This window comes from Microcystis sp. MC19 (assembly GCF_003019735.1).
Classification (GTDB): domain Bacteria; phylum Cyanobacteriota; class Cyanobacteriia; order Cyanobacteriales; family Microcystaceae; genus Microcystis.
The window spans coordinates 3,027,643-3,046,004 of record NZ_CP020664.1; the positions used below are offsets into that span (position 1 = coordinate 3,027,643).

The 18,362-nt window shown below is 43.8% G+C and carries 15 protein-coding genes; 5 read left to right on the forward strand and 10 right to left on the reverse strand.

Features of this window, described 5'->3' with window-relative positions; genetic code table 11:
• Positions 1 to 258: 258 nt before the first annotated feature.
• Both fni and B5D77_RS15450 read right to left on the reverse strand, forming a co-directional pair.
• Positions 259 to 1,311 (reverse strand): type 2 isopentenyl-diphosphate Delta-isomerase, encoded by a 1,053-nt coding sequence (gene fni, locus B5D77_RS15445; protein ID WP_008206525.1) that lies wholly within the window; start codon positions 1,309 to 1,311, stop codon positions 259 to 261.
• A gap of 228 nt (positions 1,312 to 1,539) precedes the next feature.
• A complete protein-coding gene (locus tag B5D77_RS15450; protein ID WP_008206524.1) occupies positions 1,540 to 2,298 on the reverse strand; it encodes an FkbM family methyltransferase in 759 nt (252 codons plus the stop codon).
• Between the two features lie 344 nt (positions 2,299 to 2,642).
• On the opposite strand from B5D77_RS15450, the gene cobS reads away from it, so the two are divergent.
• Positions 2,643 to 3,383: an adenosylcobinamide-GDP ribazoletransferase gene (cobS, locus tag B5D77_RS15455; protein WP_039900593.1), complete on the forward strand. Its 741-nt coding sequence runs from the start codon at positions 2,643 to 2,645 to the stop codon at positions 3,381 to 3,383.
• Here the strand turns inward: cobS and B5D77_RS15460 are convergent.
• The 3 genes from B5D77_RS15460 to B5D77_RS15470 form a co-directional block, all read right to left on the reverse strand.
• Positions 3,380 to 3,841 (reverse strand): PPC domain-containing protein, encoded by a 462-nt coding sequence (locus tag B5D77_RS15460; RefSeq protein ID WP_002766150.1) that lies wholly within the window; start codon positions 3,839 to 3,841, stop codon positions 3,380 to 3,382. The genes cobS and B5D77_RS15460 overlap by 4 nt on opposite strands.
• A 301-nt stretch (positions 3,842 to 4,142) precedes the next feature.
• Entirely contained in the window at positions 4,143 to 4,343 is a 201-nt protein-coding gene (locus B5D77_RS15465; protein ID WP_008206522.1) for a DUF4278 domain-containing protein, read from the reverse strand.
• 93 nt (positions 4,344 to 4,436) lie between these two features.
• Positions 4,437 to 5,492, reverse strand: coding sequence for a TrkA family potassium uptake protein (locus B5D77_RS15470; protein ID WP_008206521.1), 1,056 nt, complete (start codon positions 5,490 to 5,492; stop codon positions 4,437 to 4,439).
• 520 nt (positions 5,493 to 6,012) lie between these two features.
• Here B5D77_RS15470 and B5D77_RS15475 point away from each other — a divergent pair.
• On the forward strand, positions 6,013 to 8,220 hold the full coding sequence (locus tag B5D77_RS15475; RefSeq protein WP_106909150.1) for a PhoX family phosphatase: 2,208 nt from the start codon (positions 6,013 to 6,015) through the stop codon (positions 8,218 to 8,220).
• An 85-nt stretch (positions 8,221 to 8,305) separates the two neighbouring features.
• Here B5D77_RS15475 and infC read toward each other — a convergent pair whose 3' ends face one another.
• The gene (infC, locus tag B5D77_RS15480; RefSeq protein WP_002797889.1) at positions 8,306 to 8,836 is read right to left on the reverse strand and encodes a translation initiation factor IF-3; all 531 of its coding nucleotides are present in this window, start codon (positions 8,834 to 8,836) and stop codon (positions 8,306 to 8,308) included.
• 470 nt (positions 8,837 to 9,306) lie between these two features.
• Between infC and B5D77_RS15485 the strand changes: the two genes are divergently transcribed.
• The 3 genes from B5D77_RS15485 (at position 9,307) to B5D77_RS15495 (ending at position 13,408) form a co-directional block, all read left to right on the forward strand.
• The gene (locus B5D77_RS15485) at positions 9,307 to 11,244 is read left to right on the forward strand and encodes a phospholipase effector Tle1 domain-containing protein (RefSeq protein ID WP_106909151.1); all 1,938 of its coding nucleotides are present in this window, start codon (positions 9,307 to 9,309) and stop codon (positions 11,242 to 11,244) included.
• A 148-nt stretch (positions 11,245 to 11,392) separates the two neighbouring features.
• Entirely contained in the window at positions 11,393 to 12,814 is a 1,422-nt protein-coding gene (gene glnA / locus B5D77_RS15490; RefSeq protein ID WP_008206517.1) for a type I glutamate--ammonia ligase, read from the forward strand.
• A gap of 186 nt (positions 12,815 to 13,000) precedes the next feature.
• The gene (locus B5D77_RS15495; protein WP_106909152.1) at positions 13,001 to 13,408 is read left to right on the forward strand and encodes a hypothetical protein; all 408 of its coding nucleotides are present in this window, start codon (positions 13,001 to 13,003) and stop codon (positions 13,406 to 13,408) included.
• 12 nt (positions 13,409 to 13,420) lie between these two features.
• Here the strand turns inward: B5D77_RS15495 and B5D77_RS15500 are convergent, their stop codons facing one another.
• The 4 genes from B5D77_RS15500 to petC form a co-directional block, all read right to left on the reverse strand.
• Complete coding sequence (locus tag B5D77_RS15500; protein ID WP_008206509.1) at positions 13,421 to 15,070, reverse strand: AarF/ABC1/UbiB kinase family protein; 1,650 nt, start codon at positions 15,068 to 15,070, stop codon at positions 13,421 to 13,423.
• A 308-nt stretch (positions 15,071 to 15,378) separates the two neighbouring features.
• Entirely contained in the window at positions 15,379 to 16,440 is a 1,062-nt protein-coding gene (locus tag B5D77_RS15505) for a mannose-1-phosphate guanylyltransferase (RefSeq protein WP_106909153.1), read from the reverse strand.
• A 126-nt stretch (positions 16,441 to 16,566) separates the two neighbouring features.
• Entirely contained in the window at positions 16,567 to 17,553 is a 987-nt protein-coding gene (petA, locus tag B5D77_RS15510; protein ID WP_002754684.1) for a cytochrome f, read from the reverse strand.
• Positions 17,554 to 17,596: 43 nt separating this feature from the next.
• A complete protein-coding gene (gene petC, locus B5D77_RS15515; protein ID WP_106909154.1) occupies positions 17,597 to 18,136 on the reverse strand; it encodes a cytochrome b6-f complex iron-sulfur subunit in 540 nt (179 codons plus the stop codon).
• Positions 18,137 to 18,362: the final 226 nt, after the last annotated feature.

Genomic DNA, 18,362 nt, shown 5'->3' on the forward strand with positions numbered 1-18,362 from the left:
TTAGTTAAGAAGAGATTAATTACTTTAACAACAAAAGAGTCAGATAAAACTAAAAAGCTCCTCAATTATCCAAACTGGTAGTGACTTTACTAAAAAATGTTTACTGCTGAAACGCTCCCGCATAGTGAGATAAAATCTCGGATACAGCAGTTAAGTACCTAAGCAAAATTAATTACACATATCTAACCACCTCTTGCCTCTTGTCTCTTGCCTCTTGCCTATCTTCACTAGGAAATTAATTTTGCACGACTACTTATCTTAATGGTGAGTTATAGCACCGGAATTTTTTAAGGCCGATAAATTAGCATTACCCGTACAGAATAAAGCAATTTCTAATTCAGCAATTAAAAAAGTCACCAACTCATCTACCGCCGCCTCCGATGCCACGGCTGCGGTGAGAAAAGGCCGGGCTAAACCGCCTAAATCAGCCCCTAAAGCGATAGCTTTGGCAATATCGACCCCATTTTTCAGGCCTCCGGAAGCGATGAGAGGAATAGTAGAATTAATCGCCCGGATAGAGGTAATACAATCGGCTGTGGGTAAACCCCAATCGGCAAAAACTTGACCTAAATGACGCTGTTTTTTGTCTTTTGCCCTTTGACTTTCCACCTTGGCCCAAGAAGTACCGCCAGCCCCCGCCACATCAATCGCCGCCACCCCCGCCTCTATTAACTTTTCAGCCATTGCCCCGGAGATGCCGTTACCCACTTCCTTGGCCACCACAGGAACGGGCAATTTAGAGCAGACAAGGGCGATTTTGTCAAGGAGTCCTCGAAAATTTTTATCGCCTCCCGATTGTACCCATTCTTGCAGGGGATTAAGATGAAGAATCAGGGCATCAGCCTCTAATAAATCGACTAATTTGAGGCATTCTTCCACACCACAACCATAATTTAACTGTACTGCCCCTAAATTGGCCAAAAGTAGGATATCGGGGGCGAGATGGCGAACGGAAAAAGTGGCGGCTAATTCTGGCTGTTCGAGGGCGATACGTTGGGACCCAACCCCCATAGCTAAACGGTAACGTTGGGCGACGGTTGCCAGTCGAGTATTGACTAGATGGGCTAAGGTAGTTCCCCCGGTCATCGAAGAAATCAACAGAGGGGCGCCGAGGCTTTTGCCCAAAAAGCTAGTAGCGATATTAAGATCACTGCGGTCTAGTTCTGGCAAACAGCAGTGATTAAAGCGATATTTCTCTAATCCGCTGCTAATTTCGCTAAATTCTACGTCTTCTTCCAGACAAACTCGCAAATGTTCGGCTTTACGATTTTCTATGTCACTAGCGGCATTAACGGGGGGGAGAGTGGTCATAGGTGAAGGATGACAATCGCTACACAGTTAACTATACAGGATATCGCCTCACAGTTTTGATCAACAATTCCCCGCATCATAGAGTTATCGCCAACGACCTACACCAAAATGTGCAGGGTGCGTTCCCCAAAAATCGATCAGTGGAGCAGTAGGAGCCACTTTAGGGAACGCACCCTACGGCGATCGCACTCAATAGCCGGTGGGTGAAAACACTCAAAGTGATCTCATCTAAAACTGCTCCTTATCTCTAAAAAATGTCCCCATTACCTGAAGCAGTCTTCCTGTACGATAATCATAAAATCCAGGAGTCAAGTTATAAAGGGAAAACCCCATTTCATTAATATTGCTTAGCATCTCCTCAAACAGCACTTGGTCTTCATATAGAGGAACCAAAGACATTTCTAAAAACATTCCTTTAATTGAGGGTAGAATTCCTGATGCACCTTGCAGAACTCTATCTTCATACCCTTGTGTATCAATTTTGAGAAACGGCGCTTGGAAATTGGAAAAGCAGTGGCTCACTAGTTCATCTAACCGCCTCACCTTGACTACTTCAGAATCAATGTAAGCTGATCTACGAGCCGCGTCTACATGAGCAGGTAAGATACCCAGTATTGAACTACTTTCAGAATTACCAGAAATATTAATTGTGGCTTCACCAGTTGTATTGCCAACCGCGCAACGTTCTGCAACTTCCCAGTTAGGGTAGTTCTTACTTGCAATAACTAGCTTCTCATAAGCAGATGAGAGAGGCTCAAAGGAAACAATTTTACCTTGATACCCAATTTCAATAAGACCCTGAGCATATTGCCCAATGTTTGCTCCTACATCTAAAACCAAGTCAACTTCATAGAGGGTCAATAGCTTCAAAAATCGTGAGCCTTTACGTTGAGCATCAATCGCCTTAGCTCGATCAAATGCTGAGGGATAGTACTTAACGATGTCGAAACCTAGTTGTCGAATAAATTGTCGTATTTTCTTTTTCATATTTTAGCCACAGCTATGAACTCAACCTGCTGCCAATTGCAGCCCCAAGGCAGACAGAACCGCTACCACTAAAAGACTGCGGTCTAACTACATAATATACGGAAACTTTCCACATATCACGCCAAATACGCATTTTTTAAAAAATTTCCGCCTATTACTCTCCTATAGAGCGATCGCAAGAACTTTTCCTATAAAATGACAAGTAACCGTGTTATGCCGAATTATTATAGGCGTTCTCATGTTTTGAAAATCCCACAGGGTGGCCGATACAAAATTAGGTTATACTTCATCTTTATGAGAAACGATCCCATTACGGGAGCGAATTTGGGGAGGGATTTACTACCATATTTAACTTCATTTGTCAAGAAATTCGCTCATTTTTAGGCGCGATCGCTTTTTACACAATTATTCCGGTTCCGATTGCCTGGCCTGATTTTGGCAGAATTGCCCGATGGATTCCCTTAGTGGGCTTATTTTTGGGTTTAATTCTAGTTTTGCTCGATATAACTCTAGCTGGTCTGGGAATGCCACCCCTGACTCGTGCAGTTGTCCTTGTGGGGGTTTGGGTTTATCTGACGGGAGGACTACACCTTGATGGAGTTAGTGACACGGCCGATGGTTTAGCTGTCACCGACCCCCAGCGTCGTTTAGCGGTTATGGCCGATAGTGTTACTGGGGCCTTTGGAGTCATGGCCGTGACTATGGTTTTGCTGCTAAAAATCGCCGCTTTGACCGATTTAAGCGATAATCGAGCCTTAGCTCTAATTTTAGCACCAATTTGGGGACGTTGGGGGCAAGTAATGGCGATCGCTCTTTATCCCTACCTCAAACCCACCGGTAAGGGAGCCTTTCATAAAGTGGCTTTTTGTCTGCCTTGGGACTGTGGGGGAGTAATTTGGGGTTTAATCGCCCTATTTGGCGGTCTAAGGTGGGGAATAATCGCCATTAGTGCTGGAATCGCCCTCGCTCTGCTTACTGGTTACTGGTTATATCGTCGTCTTCGGGGTCACACCGGCGATACCTACGGTGCGGTGGTGGAGTGGACAGAGGCTCTTTTCTTGGTTTTTTTGAGAATAATTAGCTAATTTTTGCCCTCCACGGCCCGTAAACGGGTTAATTTCAGGGTAAATTTTCCTCCACCGGTTTCTCCGAAAGCTCTCACCCGAATAATATATTTACCCGACTCGGTAATGCGCGCAAAGAGGAGGGCATTAGTGCCACCATCGGGACCATCGTCATTTTCTGCTACAGTGGAACCATCGTCAGCCAGGAGAATTAACACCCCATCAAAATTTTCTGACTTGAGATCGATGGCCACCTGATCATCCTTGTCCAAATCTACGGTATAATCTCTGGCAAACCCCCCCTCACCCGTGGGAATATCCTTGTCGGTGAGAGTATCGTTAATTTCTTTGTTGAGGATGAGGGGGACGGGATTATAGATTTTTTCCGCTCGCACTGGTAAAGATTGACCGCTTAACCAGAATAAAGTGAGCAAGACGCATAAACCAGAGTAGCGACCAGTCAAAGGGAATCTTGTCATAATGGCAGATGTTCGTTTTCTCAATCTCCCTATTCTACAAAAAACTGATAACCATCAGCAGTTCGACAAAATTAAATTCAGAATCTGGAAAGGGGGAACACCAGGACTGGGGAACTGCCTGTAATTAATTTGCTTAACTATGAATATATATTCTTTGTTAGCAAAAACAAGTAAAAAAATCCCCCTTTGAGCAAGGGGGAAGATAAAATCCATTTAAGGTAATTGCTGTGATCATTAATTGACAATATTTAAAAGAGATTGATTGAAAAAGAACTAGAAGTTAAAAACTTAAAGAGGGTTCTTACATGGGCAAAGAAGCTAAAGACTGAGTGATATTATAGGCTTGACCGCGATAGGTAACGGCTACCAGTTTCTCAATGGTTTGAACGACACCACGGGTTTTTAAATAGGGAACACCACGATAGCCTAAAATCAGCGGACTGGATGCAACGGTGGCAGTGGGATTTTTCTTGTAAACAATGCCGCGATAGGTTAATTTCATAGCTGTCCCTGGAGATAATTAGTGAGTTAGTCTTATCTCCATCGGCAGCGAAATTAATTCCAGAAAAGCTCAACTTTTTTCTGGGTAACTATCCTACCAAGAAGACCCTCGATAGCGCATTTCTCGACGCAAGGCATAACGACGGGCAAAATTGGGAACATCGCCCCGATGACCTAATAAAATGACCGTATCGCCTTGCTGTAGAATGGTGGAATGGTCGGGATGGGTGATGACACCACCATCAAATTGACGGATAGCGACGATAATAAAAGCACCCTGTCCCCGCACTTCCATCTGACTGATAGGTTGTCCCAAAAAGGGCGAATCGCTTAAAATCGAGTATTCTTCAAATTGCATATCGATATCGGCTAATAATTCGTTGAGATTGCGCCTACCTTCATCTTCCTGTAAAAAATCGATTGCGGCCGGATGGGTGATTAAATGGGCCATTCTCTCCGCTCCAATGGTAGCAGGTAAGACCACTTGATCGGCTCCGGCTAGTTTTAATTTTTTCTCGGTGCTGGGATATTCTCCCCTGGCGATAATGTATAGTTGCGGACTGAGTTCTCTTGCGGTTAAAGTGATGAAGACATTTAAGGCATCATCGGGTAATACCGTCGCTAAAACTCGCGCTTTGTCGATGCCGGCTTTTTGGAGAATGCTTTCATCGGTAGCGTTACCATTAAGAGTTAAGTAGCCTTTTTCCTGAGCTAATCCAATGCGATCGGGGTTATTATCGACGATAATAAAGGATTGGGCTGTTTTTGCCAATTTAGTCGTTAGGATGCGTCCTATGCGCCCAAAACCGCAGATTATGACGTGATTTTCTAAGGATTCCATCTCTTTATTCATCCGGCGATCGCTAAAGGCTTTGTTAATTTCTCCCTCGGTCAGCATCTGAAAAAACCCCCCCACCACATAAACGGCCGAGGTGGTCCCACAGACGATAACTAACATGGTAAAAGCTCTCAGACTGGGTGTGTTAATCGGTTTAACTTCCCCGAAACCTACCCCAAATATGGTGATAATCACCATATAAACGGCATCGAGAAAACTCCAACCGTAGGCCATATAACCGATAGTTGCCCCGACTACCGTAGCGAGAAAAAAACTCGCCCCGATGATGATCCTTTTCAGTGAACTTTGCATCGATTTCTGTTAACTGACAATCTAGCTATCAGCTTACAACCGTTTACTGTTTACTGATCACTGTTTACTGTTTCACCGCGTTTTAATAAAGCTTGTCTTGCTTGTTTTTCATCTAACCAGTATTTCGGTAAAGCATACCGATGGGTGAAATGTAATATAGATATTTCTAGATAATCCTCTCAGATTTGCCTGAGAAAATAACATTTCTCCCAGTTGCTTGGTTCCGATGAGGGAATTTACCGAGATGATCTTAAAATCAATGTTCGGCAGCAACTAAAGCAAGAAATAAACTTTGATCTAATGTCCGAGGGAGGGATGGGATTTTCTTACCTCTTTTTTCTGCTCCTGTCTCCGAATCTCCTCACCTAACGGAAGATTTTTTATTTTTGCAGGAGAGCTTTTTAACTGGCTGTTAACTTAGTCATAACTTGGATACTGTATAATCCCTATGTCAAGGGTCTGTAATAAAATTTAACCTAATCAAAGTCCGAGTATCAGTTTTGACTTTATTAATGAAAATATGAGTATTTCTCGCCGTAATTTCCTCACCTTTTTAACTGCCACTGCTGGTGTCTCTTTTTTCAGTCTGCAAGAGAAAAAATATTCCTCTCTGATTAGCAGTCCTGCGATCGCTGCTAATAATTTCGGCTTCAACTTTGTCCCAGTCAAACTGCCAATTCCCTTAAAAATTGACGGGATGAGCGATGAAAGCCAAAAAAGTGCCTATCAAACCTATACAGTCCTAGATGATCTCGTTCTTCCGCAAGGATTCACCTATGATGTGCTGGCCCAGTGGGGGGATGCAGTGGGTGATTCCCGTTTCGGTTATAACAATGATTATCTATCTTTTATCGAAACCAGTGGGGGTCAAGGTTATCTAACCGTTAATTTTGAATATATCAGTGGTCGTACTTGGCTACAAACCTTTGAACAAGTGATTGGTAAAACCCTACCCGTCAAGGAAGTACGGGAAAAAACGAACGAAAAGGGTGAAATTGCCGCCTATAGCCTGCAAGATGCCAGCTTAAAGGCAAAAATTGCGGAAATATCCCTAGAAGGTTTAATTGATCAGGGAATTGGCGTAATTTCCCTGGCGAAAGATGCAACAGGAAAATGGCAACGTACCTATAGTAAAGCCGATCGCCGCATTACCGGTATCTCTGGACTAAAGGACGGCCGTTACCTAAAAGCGACCGGTCCTGCTGTAGCAATTTTTACCAAAACCGATAAACTTGGCTACGATGACGGATTAGGGGCAAAAATTATCGGAACGTTTCAAAATTGCGCCGGGGGAACAACTCCCTGGGGAACCGTATTTAGTGCCGAGGAGAACTTTCAAGACCAAGTGACGGAGGTAGTGTTAAAAGATGGTTCCTCCTTGCATCCCGATACTACTCCCTTTATTCTCAATAGTGGGGAAGTGGATGGCCGGGGTAACGTCTTTGGGTTAGCGGGAAATAAATACGGTTGGATGGTGGAGGTGGATCCGGCCAATCCCGACGATTACGGCACAAAACACACTTGGTTAGGGCGTTTTCGCCATGAAGCGGTCGCTTTTCTCGCTCGGACGGGGCAACCCTTGGCAGTTTATTCGGGATGCGATCGCAGAGGCGGTCATATCTATAAATTCGTTTCCGAGGGCAAAATTAGCGATATTAAGCAGAAAAATAACTCAAAACTCCTAGAAAAAGGAATGCTCTACGGGGCGAAATTCAACCCCGATAAAACTGGTTATTGGATACCATTAAATCCCGACACGGAGATAAATCCGGTCCTACCGAGTCAAATTGCCGCTAGTCGCGGGGATGGGGTGGTAGCTTTGCCAAATCCCGAAAGAACGGCCAATGAGACTAAATTACTGCTATTTAAGGACGATGAGGAGATTCTAGCCTACAAAGCTAAATATAAGACCCTCGCAGACCTGTATGAAGGTAATGGGACGGAAAAACAGGGAGCAATTCTCATCGATGCTCATTTTGCCGCTAACGCAGTTGGTATCACTTGTACTGGTCGGCCAGAAGATACGGAAGTGGACGAGAATGGCACTTTATATATAACCTTTACCTCTGGTAGTCCCAGTGAAGCGGAGGGAGGAGCCGATAGGGAGATATTTAAGGGACCAAATGGCGAAATCCCCTACGAATTTGGTTGGATTATCAGCTTAAGGGAAGATAACAACGATGCTGCTTCCTTAAGTTTTCGTTGGGATGTGGTCGCTTATGGAGGGGAACCGACAGAGAAAGGTGAGGGTTTTTCTAATCCCGATAACCTCGCTTTCGATAAACAGGGAAATCTCTGGATGGTTAGCGACATTTCCACGGGTGGGTTAAATCGAGAGATGAAAACTCGTTATCCCCAAGGAGTCCCGGTTAGTCAACGGGATTTATTGGGGATTTTTGGTAATAATAGCGCTTGGGTGTTTGCCAAGGGTCAAGAGCATCCCTATCCTTTTGCTATCGCTCCCATGGATGCGGAATTAACGGGATTGTACTTTACTCCCGACCAAGAGACGTTATTTTTGGCAGTACAACATCCGGGGGAAGCGGGGGGAATTCGTCGGGATTTGGCCTTTGAAAACCGAAAATTTGCCCTGAAAACCACTAATGGGCAGGAATTTGAACAAATACGACAAGTCCCCCTAGGGTCGAATTGGCCCAGTGGTCAAGTTAATCAACCTCCCCGGCCGGCAGTGGTGGCGATTCGGCGAATTGAGTCAAAATCTGGTTAATACATTTGTTTCAAATGATTGGGTTCCTTTGGGGATTTCTGAAAAACAAAAAAGGGGTTTTAGCCCCTTTTTCTGGATTATTTAGTTATTTTTTCGGCGATAACATCATCATCATGTTACGACCTTCTTTTTTTGGCGCTTGCTGTACCTCAGCCACATCCTGTAAGTCTTTGGCCATGCGCGCCAGTAATTCTTCCGCTAGGTTAGAGTGTTGAATTTCCCGGCCTCGGAAGGTAATCGTCGCTTTTACCTTATCTCCCGCTTTTAAAAAACGTTGCGCTTGGTTGACTCGCACGTTGTAGTCATGCTCATCGATTTTATAGCGCATTTTAACTTCTTTTATATCGGCTGTATGCTGTTTTTTCTTGGCTTCGCGGGCTTTTTTCTCCTGTTCAAACTTGTATTTGCCATAGTCCATAATCCGGCAAACGGGAGGACTTGCCGTTTCACTGACAAGGACTAGATCAAGTTCCTTTTCTTCGGCCACGCGCAAAGCTTCGGCAGGAGTAATAATTCCTAGTTGAGAGCCGTCGCTATCGATAACGCGGATTTCAGGAAAGCGGATTCTTTCGTTAATTTGGGGGAGATCGCGAGTAGTGCGTCTTTTATCTATCACAGGCGTTCTTGGTTATCTCTATTCTGGTTAGTTAATCGGGTGGAGTTTACAAAATGATTTACTTGCTATTCTACCTACTCGATCGAGTTTCTTGGCCAATTGTTAAGTTTTCTTGCAAGGTTAATTTTTAGCCGCCGGTCGTCAGCCAGATAAGCTGTTGTCTATGGGCTTTGTTAGACTAAATCCCGTTTAAAAGCTCTAGGATTGGCAAGTTGTGGAACAATACCTAACTGGGTTTTTCAAGTTGGATTGGCAGTTATACCATTTTTCTTGGTTCGTGTCCCTCACCCCCGCCTCCCCTTGCCTCCCGACCCCCCCGATGTCGGGGTAGGGCAGGGGGGGTGGGGAATTAACCATCTCTGCCACTACTTTAGAAAAATGGCATCACATTCTAGCCTATATCGTGTAAATGCGCTAGTATTCAAATTAAAAACGTTCTAAAAGGAGGGGGTTTCAGACCCAATTTTTCGATGAATAGCAGTCAACAATCTGAAGTTACAGGCCAATCTGTTCTGACATTTGATGGAATAGATGATTATATACAGTTGCCCGCTGCCAATACCGACTATTCCCAGGGGTTTACCGTAGAAGCTTGGGTACAGCACCAGAGTTGGCGCTTTTGGTCAAGAATTATTGATTTCGGGAATGGAGCCGGGAAAAATAACATTGTTTTGGGAAATGTGGGAACATCTAACGCCCTAGGACTACATCTGTATTGTAACAATGAACATCACATCTTAGAAGCCGCAAATGTCTTAGAAATTGGTAAGTGGACTCATATAGGAGCTACCATTGATCAGTCGGGGATGGCCAAATTGTATAAAAATGGTCAATTAATCCAAAGTAAACAATTAAGCCTTCCAGATAACCTAAACCGAACCCTAAACTATATAGGTAAGAGTAACTGGACTAATGATGGTTACTTTGAAGGTCAAATGACGGAAGTGAGGGTGTGGAATACCGCCCGACTGGAATCGGAGCTGCAAAGGGATATGTACCAGAGATTAAAAGGAAATGAAACCGGATTAGTAGCATATTGGCCTCTCAATGAAGGTTCAGAAAATATCGCTAAAGATCAAACAAGTAATGACAATAAAGGCACAATTAATGGTGCCACTTGGCAGCAAGAGCAACTGCCGATTCAAACTCAACTATCTCAACCGGTAGAATTAGGTCAGGTAGGTGGTTCAATCGCCACTCCAGCAAAACCCGAACTATCTGTAACTAGCGACAAAGGAGATCAAATCCAGTCAACCGACAAAGAGGACCGGAAAGATTCACAATTATCTGGGGCCGACAATAGCGAACCTACTAAACCATCCCATACAAGCAAGAAAAAACGTTTAGTTGTTTGCTGTGATGGGACTTGGAATCAACTGGCAAGTTCCTATCCTACGAATGTGGTCAAATTTGCCCGCTTAGTTAAACACAGCGCCGATGATCAAACGCCACAGATTGTCCATTATATATCAGGATCTGGCACGGCAGAAGATGATAATTTAATCGAACGTTTAGGCGGGGGTGCCTTTGGCTGGGGAATTGACAGAATTATTCAAGATGCCTATCGCTTTTTGTGTATGAATTATAATGTAGAGGCTGAAGACGAAATTTACCTAGTGGGCTTTAGTCGGGGGGCCTATATAGTTCGTTGTTTAGCAGGTATGATCTATAAATGTGGTTTATTGAGTCGTTCCAAGATCCGCGAATTGCCTAAAGCTTATCAGCTTTATCGAAATTTTAAAATTAGTCCAAATGCTCCAGAATATCAAAAATTCCGCCAAGATAACAGCAAAAAGATAGATACCGAACAAGATTATTTACAGTATCGTGTACCTATCAAAATGTTAGGGTGCTGGGATACGGTGGGAGCATTAGGTGTTCCTGATGTGGTGCCTTGGCTATCCTTGGATAAACTCTGGAATCGGAAGTATGAATTTTTCGATGCCAGACTAAGTCCGATTGTGGAAAATGCCTTTCATGCAGTTGCCATTGATGAGAAACGCAAAAGTTTTCCTTCCACTGCCATGGAGAAAAATGAAAAAAATCCCGAACAAGTAGTCCAACAAGTGTTCTTTGCCGGTGAACATGGCTGTATTGGTGGGGGAACCGAAAAATATCGGGGGCTATCGGATTGTACTTTAAAATGGATGATCGACGAGGCTAAAAAGTTAGGATTGGAGTTTGATTTAACTGAAAAGTATGGTGAGGAATTCCAGATTAAACCAGAGCCAACCACTAAATTTGATAATAGAGTGACCGGTTTGTATGCTTTAGGTGGCGAGGCATGGCGACCGATAAAATCGGCAAAAGTTGCCGTTCATGGTAGTGTGGTCGAACGACTTAAGGCTGATCCCAATTATCGTCCTCAAAATCTCCTTCCGCTGCTTCAGGATTTGCTGCCAAGTTAGCTTTTGCGGCAGACCAAGGAAATTACAGATTTTTTCAAGCTAGGATTCAAGATTTTGTATCGAAAAATACAAAACCGGCCAAAGTGACTGTTTAGGATGGATTTTTTGAGAAGCTTAAGAACTGATCCATACGTCAAAGGAGTTTTCCATGCCCGAAACGCCACAAGAAGTCTTGAAAATGATTCAGGACAACAATATTAAGATTATCGACCTGAAATTTATTGATATGCCAGGTATTTGGCAACATTGCTCGTTCTACTACGATCAAATCGATGAAAGCTCTTTCAGTGATGGTGTTGCCTTCGATGGTTCCAGTATTCGCGGTTGGAAAGCAATTAACGAATCCGATATGGCCATGGTTCCCGATCCTACCACTGCTTGGATCGATCCCTTCTACAAGGAACCTACCCTAAGTATGATCTGTAGCATCAAAGAACCGAGAACCGGTGAATGGTATAGCCGCGATCCTCGCTCTATTGCTCAGAAAGCGATCGATTATCTTAGCACTACCGGTTTAGGTGATACCGTATATTTTGGACCGGAAGCGGAATTTTTCCTCTTTGATAGCGCTCGTTTCGACCAAACCGCCAACTCGGGCTATTACTACATGGATAGTGTCGAAGGTCGTTGGAATAGCGGTAAAGACGAAAAAGAAGGAAATCTTGCCTATAAACCCGCCTACAAACAGGGTTATTTCCCCGTTAGTCCCACCGACACCTCTCAAGATATCCGCACGGAAATGCTCTTAACCATGGCCGACTGCGGAGTTCCCATCGAAAAACATCACCATGAAGTCGCCACTGGTGGTCAAAACGAGCTAGGGATTAAATTCTCTACCCTAGTACGGGCTGCCGACTACTTGATGACCTATAAATACTGCATTAAGAACGTGGCCAAGAAATACGGTAAAACCGTCACCTTTATGCCCAAACCCATCTTTGGTGATAATGGTTCCGGGATGCACGTTCACCAGTCTATCTGGAAAGATGGTCAACCCCTGTTCGCTGGGGATAAATACGCCGGACTTAGCCAAATGGCACTGTACTACATCGGTGGTTTGCTTAGACACGCTCCCGCTCTCTTAGCTTTAACTAACCCCACCACCAACTCTTACAAGCGTCTCGTCCCCGGTTTTGAGGCCCCTGTAAACCTGGCCTACTCCCAAGGTAATCGCTCCGCTTCGATTCGGATTCCTTTATCGGGAAGCAACCCAAAAGCCAAACGTTTAGAATTCCGTTGTCCTGATGCCACTTCTAACCCCTACCTCGCTTTTGCCGCCATGCTCTGTGCCGGTATCGATGGGATTAAAAATCAAATTGAACCAGGGGAACCCCTCGATGTGGATATCTACGAACTCAGCCCCGAAGAATTGTCAAAAATACCCTCTACCCCCGGTTCTCTAGAAGCAGCTCTGGAAAGTCTCGAAAAAGATCACGCTTTCTTGACCGATTCTGGTGTTTTTACCGAAGACTTTATCCAAAACTGGATCACCTACAAACTCGATAACGAAGTTAACCCGATGCGCTTACGTCCCCACCCCTACGAGTTCTCTCTCTACTACGATGTCTAAGGTTTGATTGACTAATTATTAATTCTAGGGTAGGCTTTCGTCTGCCCTTTTTTTTCCGAATCAGCAAGTCAACTGAAAACTCACATCTGATGACTGATCACTGATTCAAGGCTGACGGCTAATAATTCCTAGCTGCAAATTAGCATAAAATAGGATTAATTGACTGGTATTTTGGGGCGATAGTTTATGGAACGCGGGTTATTGTGGACACCTTTATTAATTCTGTTTATTTGGTTGGCTTGGAGTGGTTGGAATGAATACCAAAAAGTGGAAATCTATCGAGAATGGGCGGAAAACTTCGAGCGAGCTAAGTATGATATATATTCTGTCTTAGGTCAAAAAGATAAAATTATCACTTGGGGAAAGCCAACTCGTAAGGGAGTGATTAATTTACAAACTTTTTCCCTAGAGGAGGTCAAAGAAATCCGTCTGCTAGTTAATAATCAAGTGGTGGATTTAGATGCTCTTCCCCCCCAAGGTTCCCCTTGCCTAGAATTTATTTTTAAGGAGCGATCGCCTGAAAAAATTCCCTTTACTGAAGTTGAATTGGCCAGTCGGTGGGCGAAATTTTTACAACAACAAATCTTAATTTAATCGCGATAATTTCTAGCGCAATCTTCCCGATCGCAGGATACCGACAACTAACCATAAACCGATAAAACTAGCTGTAGCAAATAATACGGTACTAATAATAGTTAATTGCCGAGATTGGGTGCTGGCTGTGACAATGGCGGCCCCGATAATTAAGGAACCAATAATCACACTAAAAGCTAGTCGATTGGCGGAATTATCTAAACTGCGACGGAGATTATCTAAGTCGCGAATTTTCAGATTAACATTTAAAGTTTCCGAGGTTAAACCATCTAGTAAAACTTCGATTTGACGGGGATATTTCAGGGAAAAAGATTTCAAGTCTAAAACTGTTCTTAGGGCAGTTTGTAGGGGAGTGCTACCGATTAACTGTTGTTCGAGAATATTAGTTAATAGCGGTTTGACTTCTTCCAGGATATTAATATCAGGATTAAATTTTCGGGCAGTTCCTTCTAGATTAGCGAGACTTTTGGCGAATAAACCTAAATTACCCGGAAGTTTAATTCTATTGCGACGGGCAATTTGCAAAAGTTCATAAACCACCTCACTAAAGTTAATTTGATTTAAATTGAGGTTATAATATTTTCGCAGCATCCGCTCATAATCCACCTCTAATTGTACTAAAGTAATCGGGACTACTGACTCGGATAGTTTAATAGTTAGCTGACTGCATCTTTTCGCATCTAAGTCAACAATTGCTAATAACAATTCTGTTAAAATTTGTTGAGTTTGCGGGTCTAATCTGCCCACCATACCACAGTCAATTAAAGCTACTCTACCATCGTCAAGATAGAAAATATTACCCGGATGAGGATCGGCATGAAAGAAGCCATCAATATAAATTTGTTGAAAAAATGACCGAAACAAAATCCTAGTTATTTCGCTTTTTCTTTGGGAAATTGCTTGCTCAGTTGGCGGTCTAGAAACATCGGCCTCTAAAATTTGTTTTCCCTCTAACCATTCTAACACTAATATCTTGGAATTAGTTAAGTCCCAATAAATTTTAGGAATAACTAACTGTTTGGGTTCTGACCACCGACTCTGGGTTAAATTATAGCGCAATTGGTCGGTATAATGACCTTCTTGGGTGAAATCTAATTCCGCATTGACTGCCTTAATAAACTCCTCTGCTAAGTTAACAACGTCGTAACTTTGACCAAATTCTGTGAGGGCAACTAAATCAGCAATTCCCTTAATTAAGGCACTATCTTGGGCGACAATTTTTTCAATCCCCGGACGCAAGACTTTAATCGCTACTTCCTCCCCAGATAATAAAGTTGCCCGATGAATTTGCCCGATCGAGCCTGCGGCGATCGGTTGGGGATTAATATATTTAAATACCTGTTCGATCGGTTTTGCTAACTGTTCGGTGATGACTATTTCTATATCTGTCCAAGCAACGGGAGGAACTTGCGCTTGTAGGGCAGTTAAAGCCTCGATATAATTAGCAGGTAGCAGATCGGGACGGGTACTAAGTAACTGTCCCAATTTGACATAAAAAGGACCCAATTCCACGAGGATTTTTTTGAGAACTTCTGGGGTGGGAATCTGGGGATTTTCTGTTTTTCCTAGGGTTAAAACCCCGCGCATATAGTCCCAACCGTTGCCGAGAACTATCTCAAGGATTTCTTTTTGTCTTTGACTGGTTTGGGGTAGTGAGAACACGGTATTATCAGTTATCAGTGATCAGTTATCAGTTATCAGTGGGTAAGTTACCAGTGATCAGATTTGAGTTTTAAGTTAGCAGTATTAAGTAGGTAGGCGTTAAAAATTATCAAATACCCCCCTTATCAAGGGGGGACTAAGGGGGGATCGACACCCCCCTTATCAAGGGGGGCAGGGGGGATCAGAGACAAAATCTATCTTCAATTTAATTATAACTACTTACTTAAATAGAGGTTTTCTACTGTCTTTTCACTGATTACTGTTTACTGATCACTGATTACTGAAAAAGCTGGTAACTAATATCAATCCTATAACAATTTCTCCAATTTGGGATCGGTTTGTAAGTGCTTGAGAACTTGTTTAATATCTTGGGTACGATCTTTGTGGACAACGAGAGTTGCTTTACCGTCGCGAACAATTACCAGATCTTTTAAACCAATAGTAACGATCACTTCCTCCTCATCACTAGCATAGATAATAGAGCCTTCCGTGTCCAAACCGACATGATTGGCCAGTTCAATATTTTTGCCCTTTGCTTCTAGTAATCTTTCCAGAGAATTCCAATCTCCCAGATCATCCCAACCAAAATTAGCGGGTAAAACGTAAGCGAGTTGGGTTTTTTCCATCAAAGCATAATCGATACTTTTTTTCTCTAAATCCTCATAGGCAGCGATGCCCCGATCGATCAGAGGTTGTAAAATATTATTAGCGTGGGTTTTTAGCTCCTCTAAAACCACTTGTCCCTGAAAGATAAACATTCCGCTATTCCAGCTAAAAAGTCCCGTTTCTAGGAATTTTTCGGCCGTGGTGCGATCGGGTTTTTCCGTAAAACGACTCACTTTATAGACGGGTAAACCATTAAATTCGCCTTGATTTTCTCCCTGTTCGATATAACCGTAACCGGTGGAGGGATAATCGGGTTTAATCCCTAAAGTAACGATCGCTTTTTGGCTGACGGCCACTTCTACGGCCGCTTTTAAAGTGTTAATATAAGCCTCTTGATCACTAATATAATGATCGGCAGGAAAAAAACCGATCGCCACTTCCTTACCATAACGTTTTATCACTTCTAAAGTAGCCCAAGTCACAGCCGGGGCCGTATCCTTGCCCACCGGTTCCACTAATAGGTTACTCTCCGGTAAATCGGGCAGTTGTTCGCGGACACCATCAGCGATCGCACTAGCGGTAATTACCCAGAGATTTTCCCAACCTGCCCCTAAAGATAATAGACGATCGGCCGTTGCTTGTAAAAGACTGCGACCACTACCATCAAGACAGAGAAACTGTTTCGGACGCGCTAGACGACTGAGGGGCCAAAAACGTTCCCCTTTACCACCGGCGAGAATGACTGGAACAAGCGACTGATTCATAAAAAATTGACACTTATCGGTTAAGCTGAACCGATTGTATCAGACGGCAGCGAGCGTTTTCCTGACTCAAAGCTAAAAAGCGGGCAAATAACCCGCTTTCTAGCAAAAATAACCGAAATATTGCGATTAGAAATTCATTTCGGCCGCTTGTACTGTTTCCACTTGTTTTTTCTTAATAACTAAGAGGATTTGGCAGAGCATAATACCACCGAGGAATAAAACTAATCCTTTGATCCGGCCGGGATTTTGCAGGACAACTTCCGTCTCTTTTTGACCAAAACCGCCAACATTGGGGTTACTGGTTAAAAATTGTCCCACTTCGATCGCTTGACCTTCCGAGACGATTAACTCAGGACCTGCGGGAATATTTTCCACCACGGGGCCAGCTTCGGAAGTGATGGTGACTTCATAACCACCGGCTTCGGTTTTGCTGATCTGGCTAATTGTACCTGCGGTAGAAGCTTTGAAGGCGTTATTATTGCTGGGTTCACCGGTGGGGTACACTTGACCGCGACCACGATTGGCCCCTAAATGCACAGCATATTTACCGAAGTGAATACCTTTATTTTGGCTAGGATCGGGGGCCAGGACGGGGAAAACGATCTCTTTGTATTGATCCCCGGGTAAGGGGCCGACGATAACCACGTTATCTTGACCTTCTTTGTAGGATTGGAAATAGACTCCACCGAGTTTTTCCTGCATTTCTTCGGGAATGCGATCGGGGGGCGCGATTTTAAAACCATCCGGTAGCATTAAGACTGCACCGACGTTTAAACCCCCCTTCGATCCGTCTCCTAACACCTGTTGACTGGCGGGATCGTAGGGGATTTTTACTACTGCCTCAAAGACGCTATCGGGTAATACCGAGTGGGGGATTTCAATTTCGGCGGGTTTTTGGGCTAAATGGCAGTTCGCGCAGACAATCCGACCGGTTGCTTCTCTGGGGGTTTCCGGGGCGGTTTGTTGCGCCCAAAAAGGATATGCTTGGGCAGATTGGGGGTTAATGACATCGCTGGTTAGGAGTAGGGAAACGGTAGCGATCGCCACGAGGACAGCTTTCACTAGGGCCTGTCTGTGGACTTGCGGGAAGCTTAAAAAGTTGAATGTTCTCATCTCTATCGGTTGAATAATTCCAAATCTCGTCACATTGAATAATCTAGGACCACCAGGGTTCTTCGCCGGTGCGGAAGTCGGTTTCCGTCCAAGTGGAGAAGACGACTTTATCATTATCGGTGACGTTGGCATGGGCGAGGGCTAAGGATAGAGGCGCTGGACCGCGAACTACTTTTCCTTCGGCATTGTACTGGGAACCGTGGCAAGGACACATGAATTTTTCTTCGCTGGCATTCCAAGGCACCACACAACCTAAGTGGGTACAGACGGCGTTAATTCCGTAGTTGGCCAGGGTTTTGTCCTCTTGGACGACTAAATAGGTGGGGTCGCCTTTTAAACCTTGGGCTAAGGTGCGATCGCCAGCGTTATGGCTGGTCAGAAATTGACTGACAATCACATCATTGCCTAGGGCATCTTTAGCGGTGACACCGCCACCTGTACCACCGGCCGAGGGGGGAATAAAATACTTAACAATCGGATACAAAGCCCCCGCCGCTACTCCGGTAATTGTACCAAAGGTCAACAGGTTCATAAATTGACGACGACCCAAATTGGGAACATCTGTACTGGAAACTTGACTCATTGCTCCTTATCTCCAAATGTAAATTTTTGTAAACTAATTCTCATCTAAGGGCGATTTTGTGCATCTCGATCAAGACGAAAACCCAGAGCTTAAAGAAGGTTTACAAGGGCTGTATTAGATTATTACAGATATTGAGTCACGGACAATTGATGCCAAGTAAAAAGGAAAAAGTAACAAGGAAAAAGTAAAACCTAGATACAATCAGAGTTTTTGCACCGTCCACGAA

Coding starts and splice junctions, on each gene's coding strand:
- B5D77_RS15465 (WP_008206522.1), bottom strand. CDS start 4,343: ATGAAATTAACCTATCGCGGCATTGTTTACAAGAAAAATCCCACTGCC.
- B5D77_RS15470 (WP_008206521.1), bottom strand. CDS start 5,492: ATGCAAAGTTCACTGAAAAGGATCATCATCGGGGCGAGTTTTTTTCTC.
- petC (WP_106909154.1), bottom strand. CDS start 18,136: ATGAGTCAAGTTTCCAGTACAGATGTTCCCAATTTGGGTCGTCGTCAA.
- glnA (WP_008206517.1), top strand. CDS start 11,393: ATGCCCGAAACGCCACAAGAAGTCTTGAAAATGATTCAGGACAACAAT.
- B5D77_RS15450 (WP_008206524.1), bottom strand. CDS start 2,298: ATGAAAAAGAAAATACGACAATTTATTCGACAACTAGGTTTCGACATC.
- petA (WP_002754684.1), bottom strand. CDS start 17,553: ATGAGAACATTCAACTTTTTAAGCTTCCCGCAAGTCCACAGACAGGCC.
- B5D77_RS15495 (WP_106909152.1), top strand. CDS start 13,001: ATGGAACGCGGGTTATTGTGGACACCTTTATTAATTCTGTTTATTTGG.
- B5D77_RS15475 (WP_106909150.1), top strand. CDS start 6,013: ATGAGTATTTCTCGCCGTAATTTCCTCACCTTTTTAACTGCCACTGCT.
- B5D77_RS15460 (WP_002766150.1), bottom strand. CDS start 3,841: ATGACAAGATTCCCTTTGACTGGTCGCTACTCTGGTTTATGCGTCTTG.
- B5D77_RS15505 (WP_106909153.1), bottom strand. CDS start 16,440: ATGAATCAGTCGCTTGTTCCAGTCATTCTCGCCGGTGGTAAAGGGGAA.
- fni (WP_008206525.1), bottom strand. CDS start 1,311: ATGACCACTCTCCCCCCCGTTAATGCCGCTAGTGACATAGAAAATCGT.
- B5D77_RS15485 (WP_106909151.1), top strand. CDS start 9,307: ATGAATAGCAGTCAACAATCTGAAGTTACAGGCCAATCTGTTCTGACA.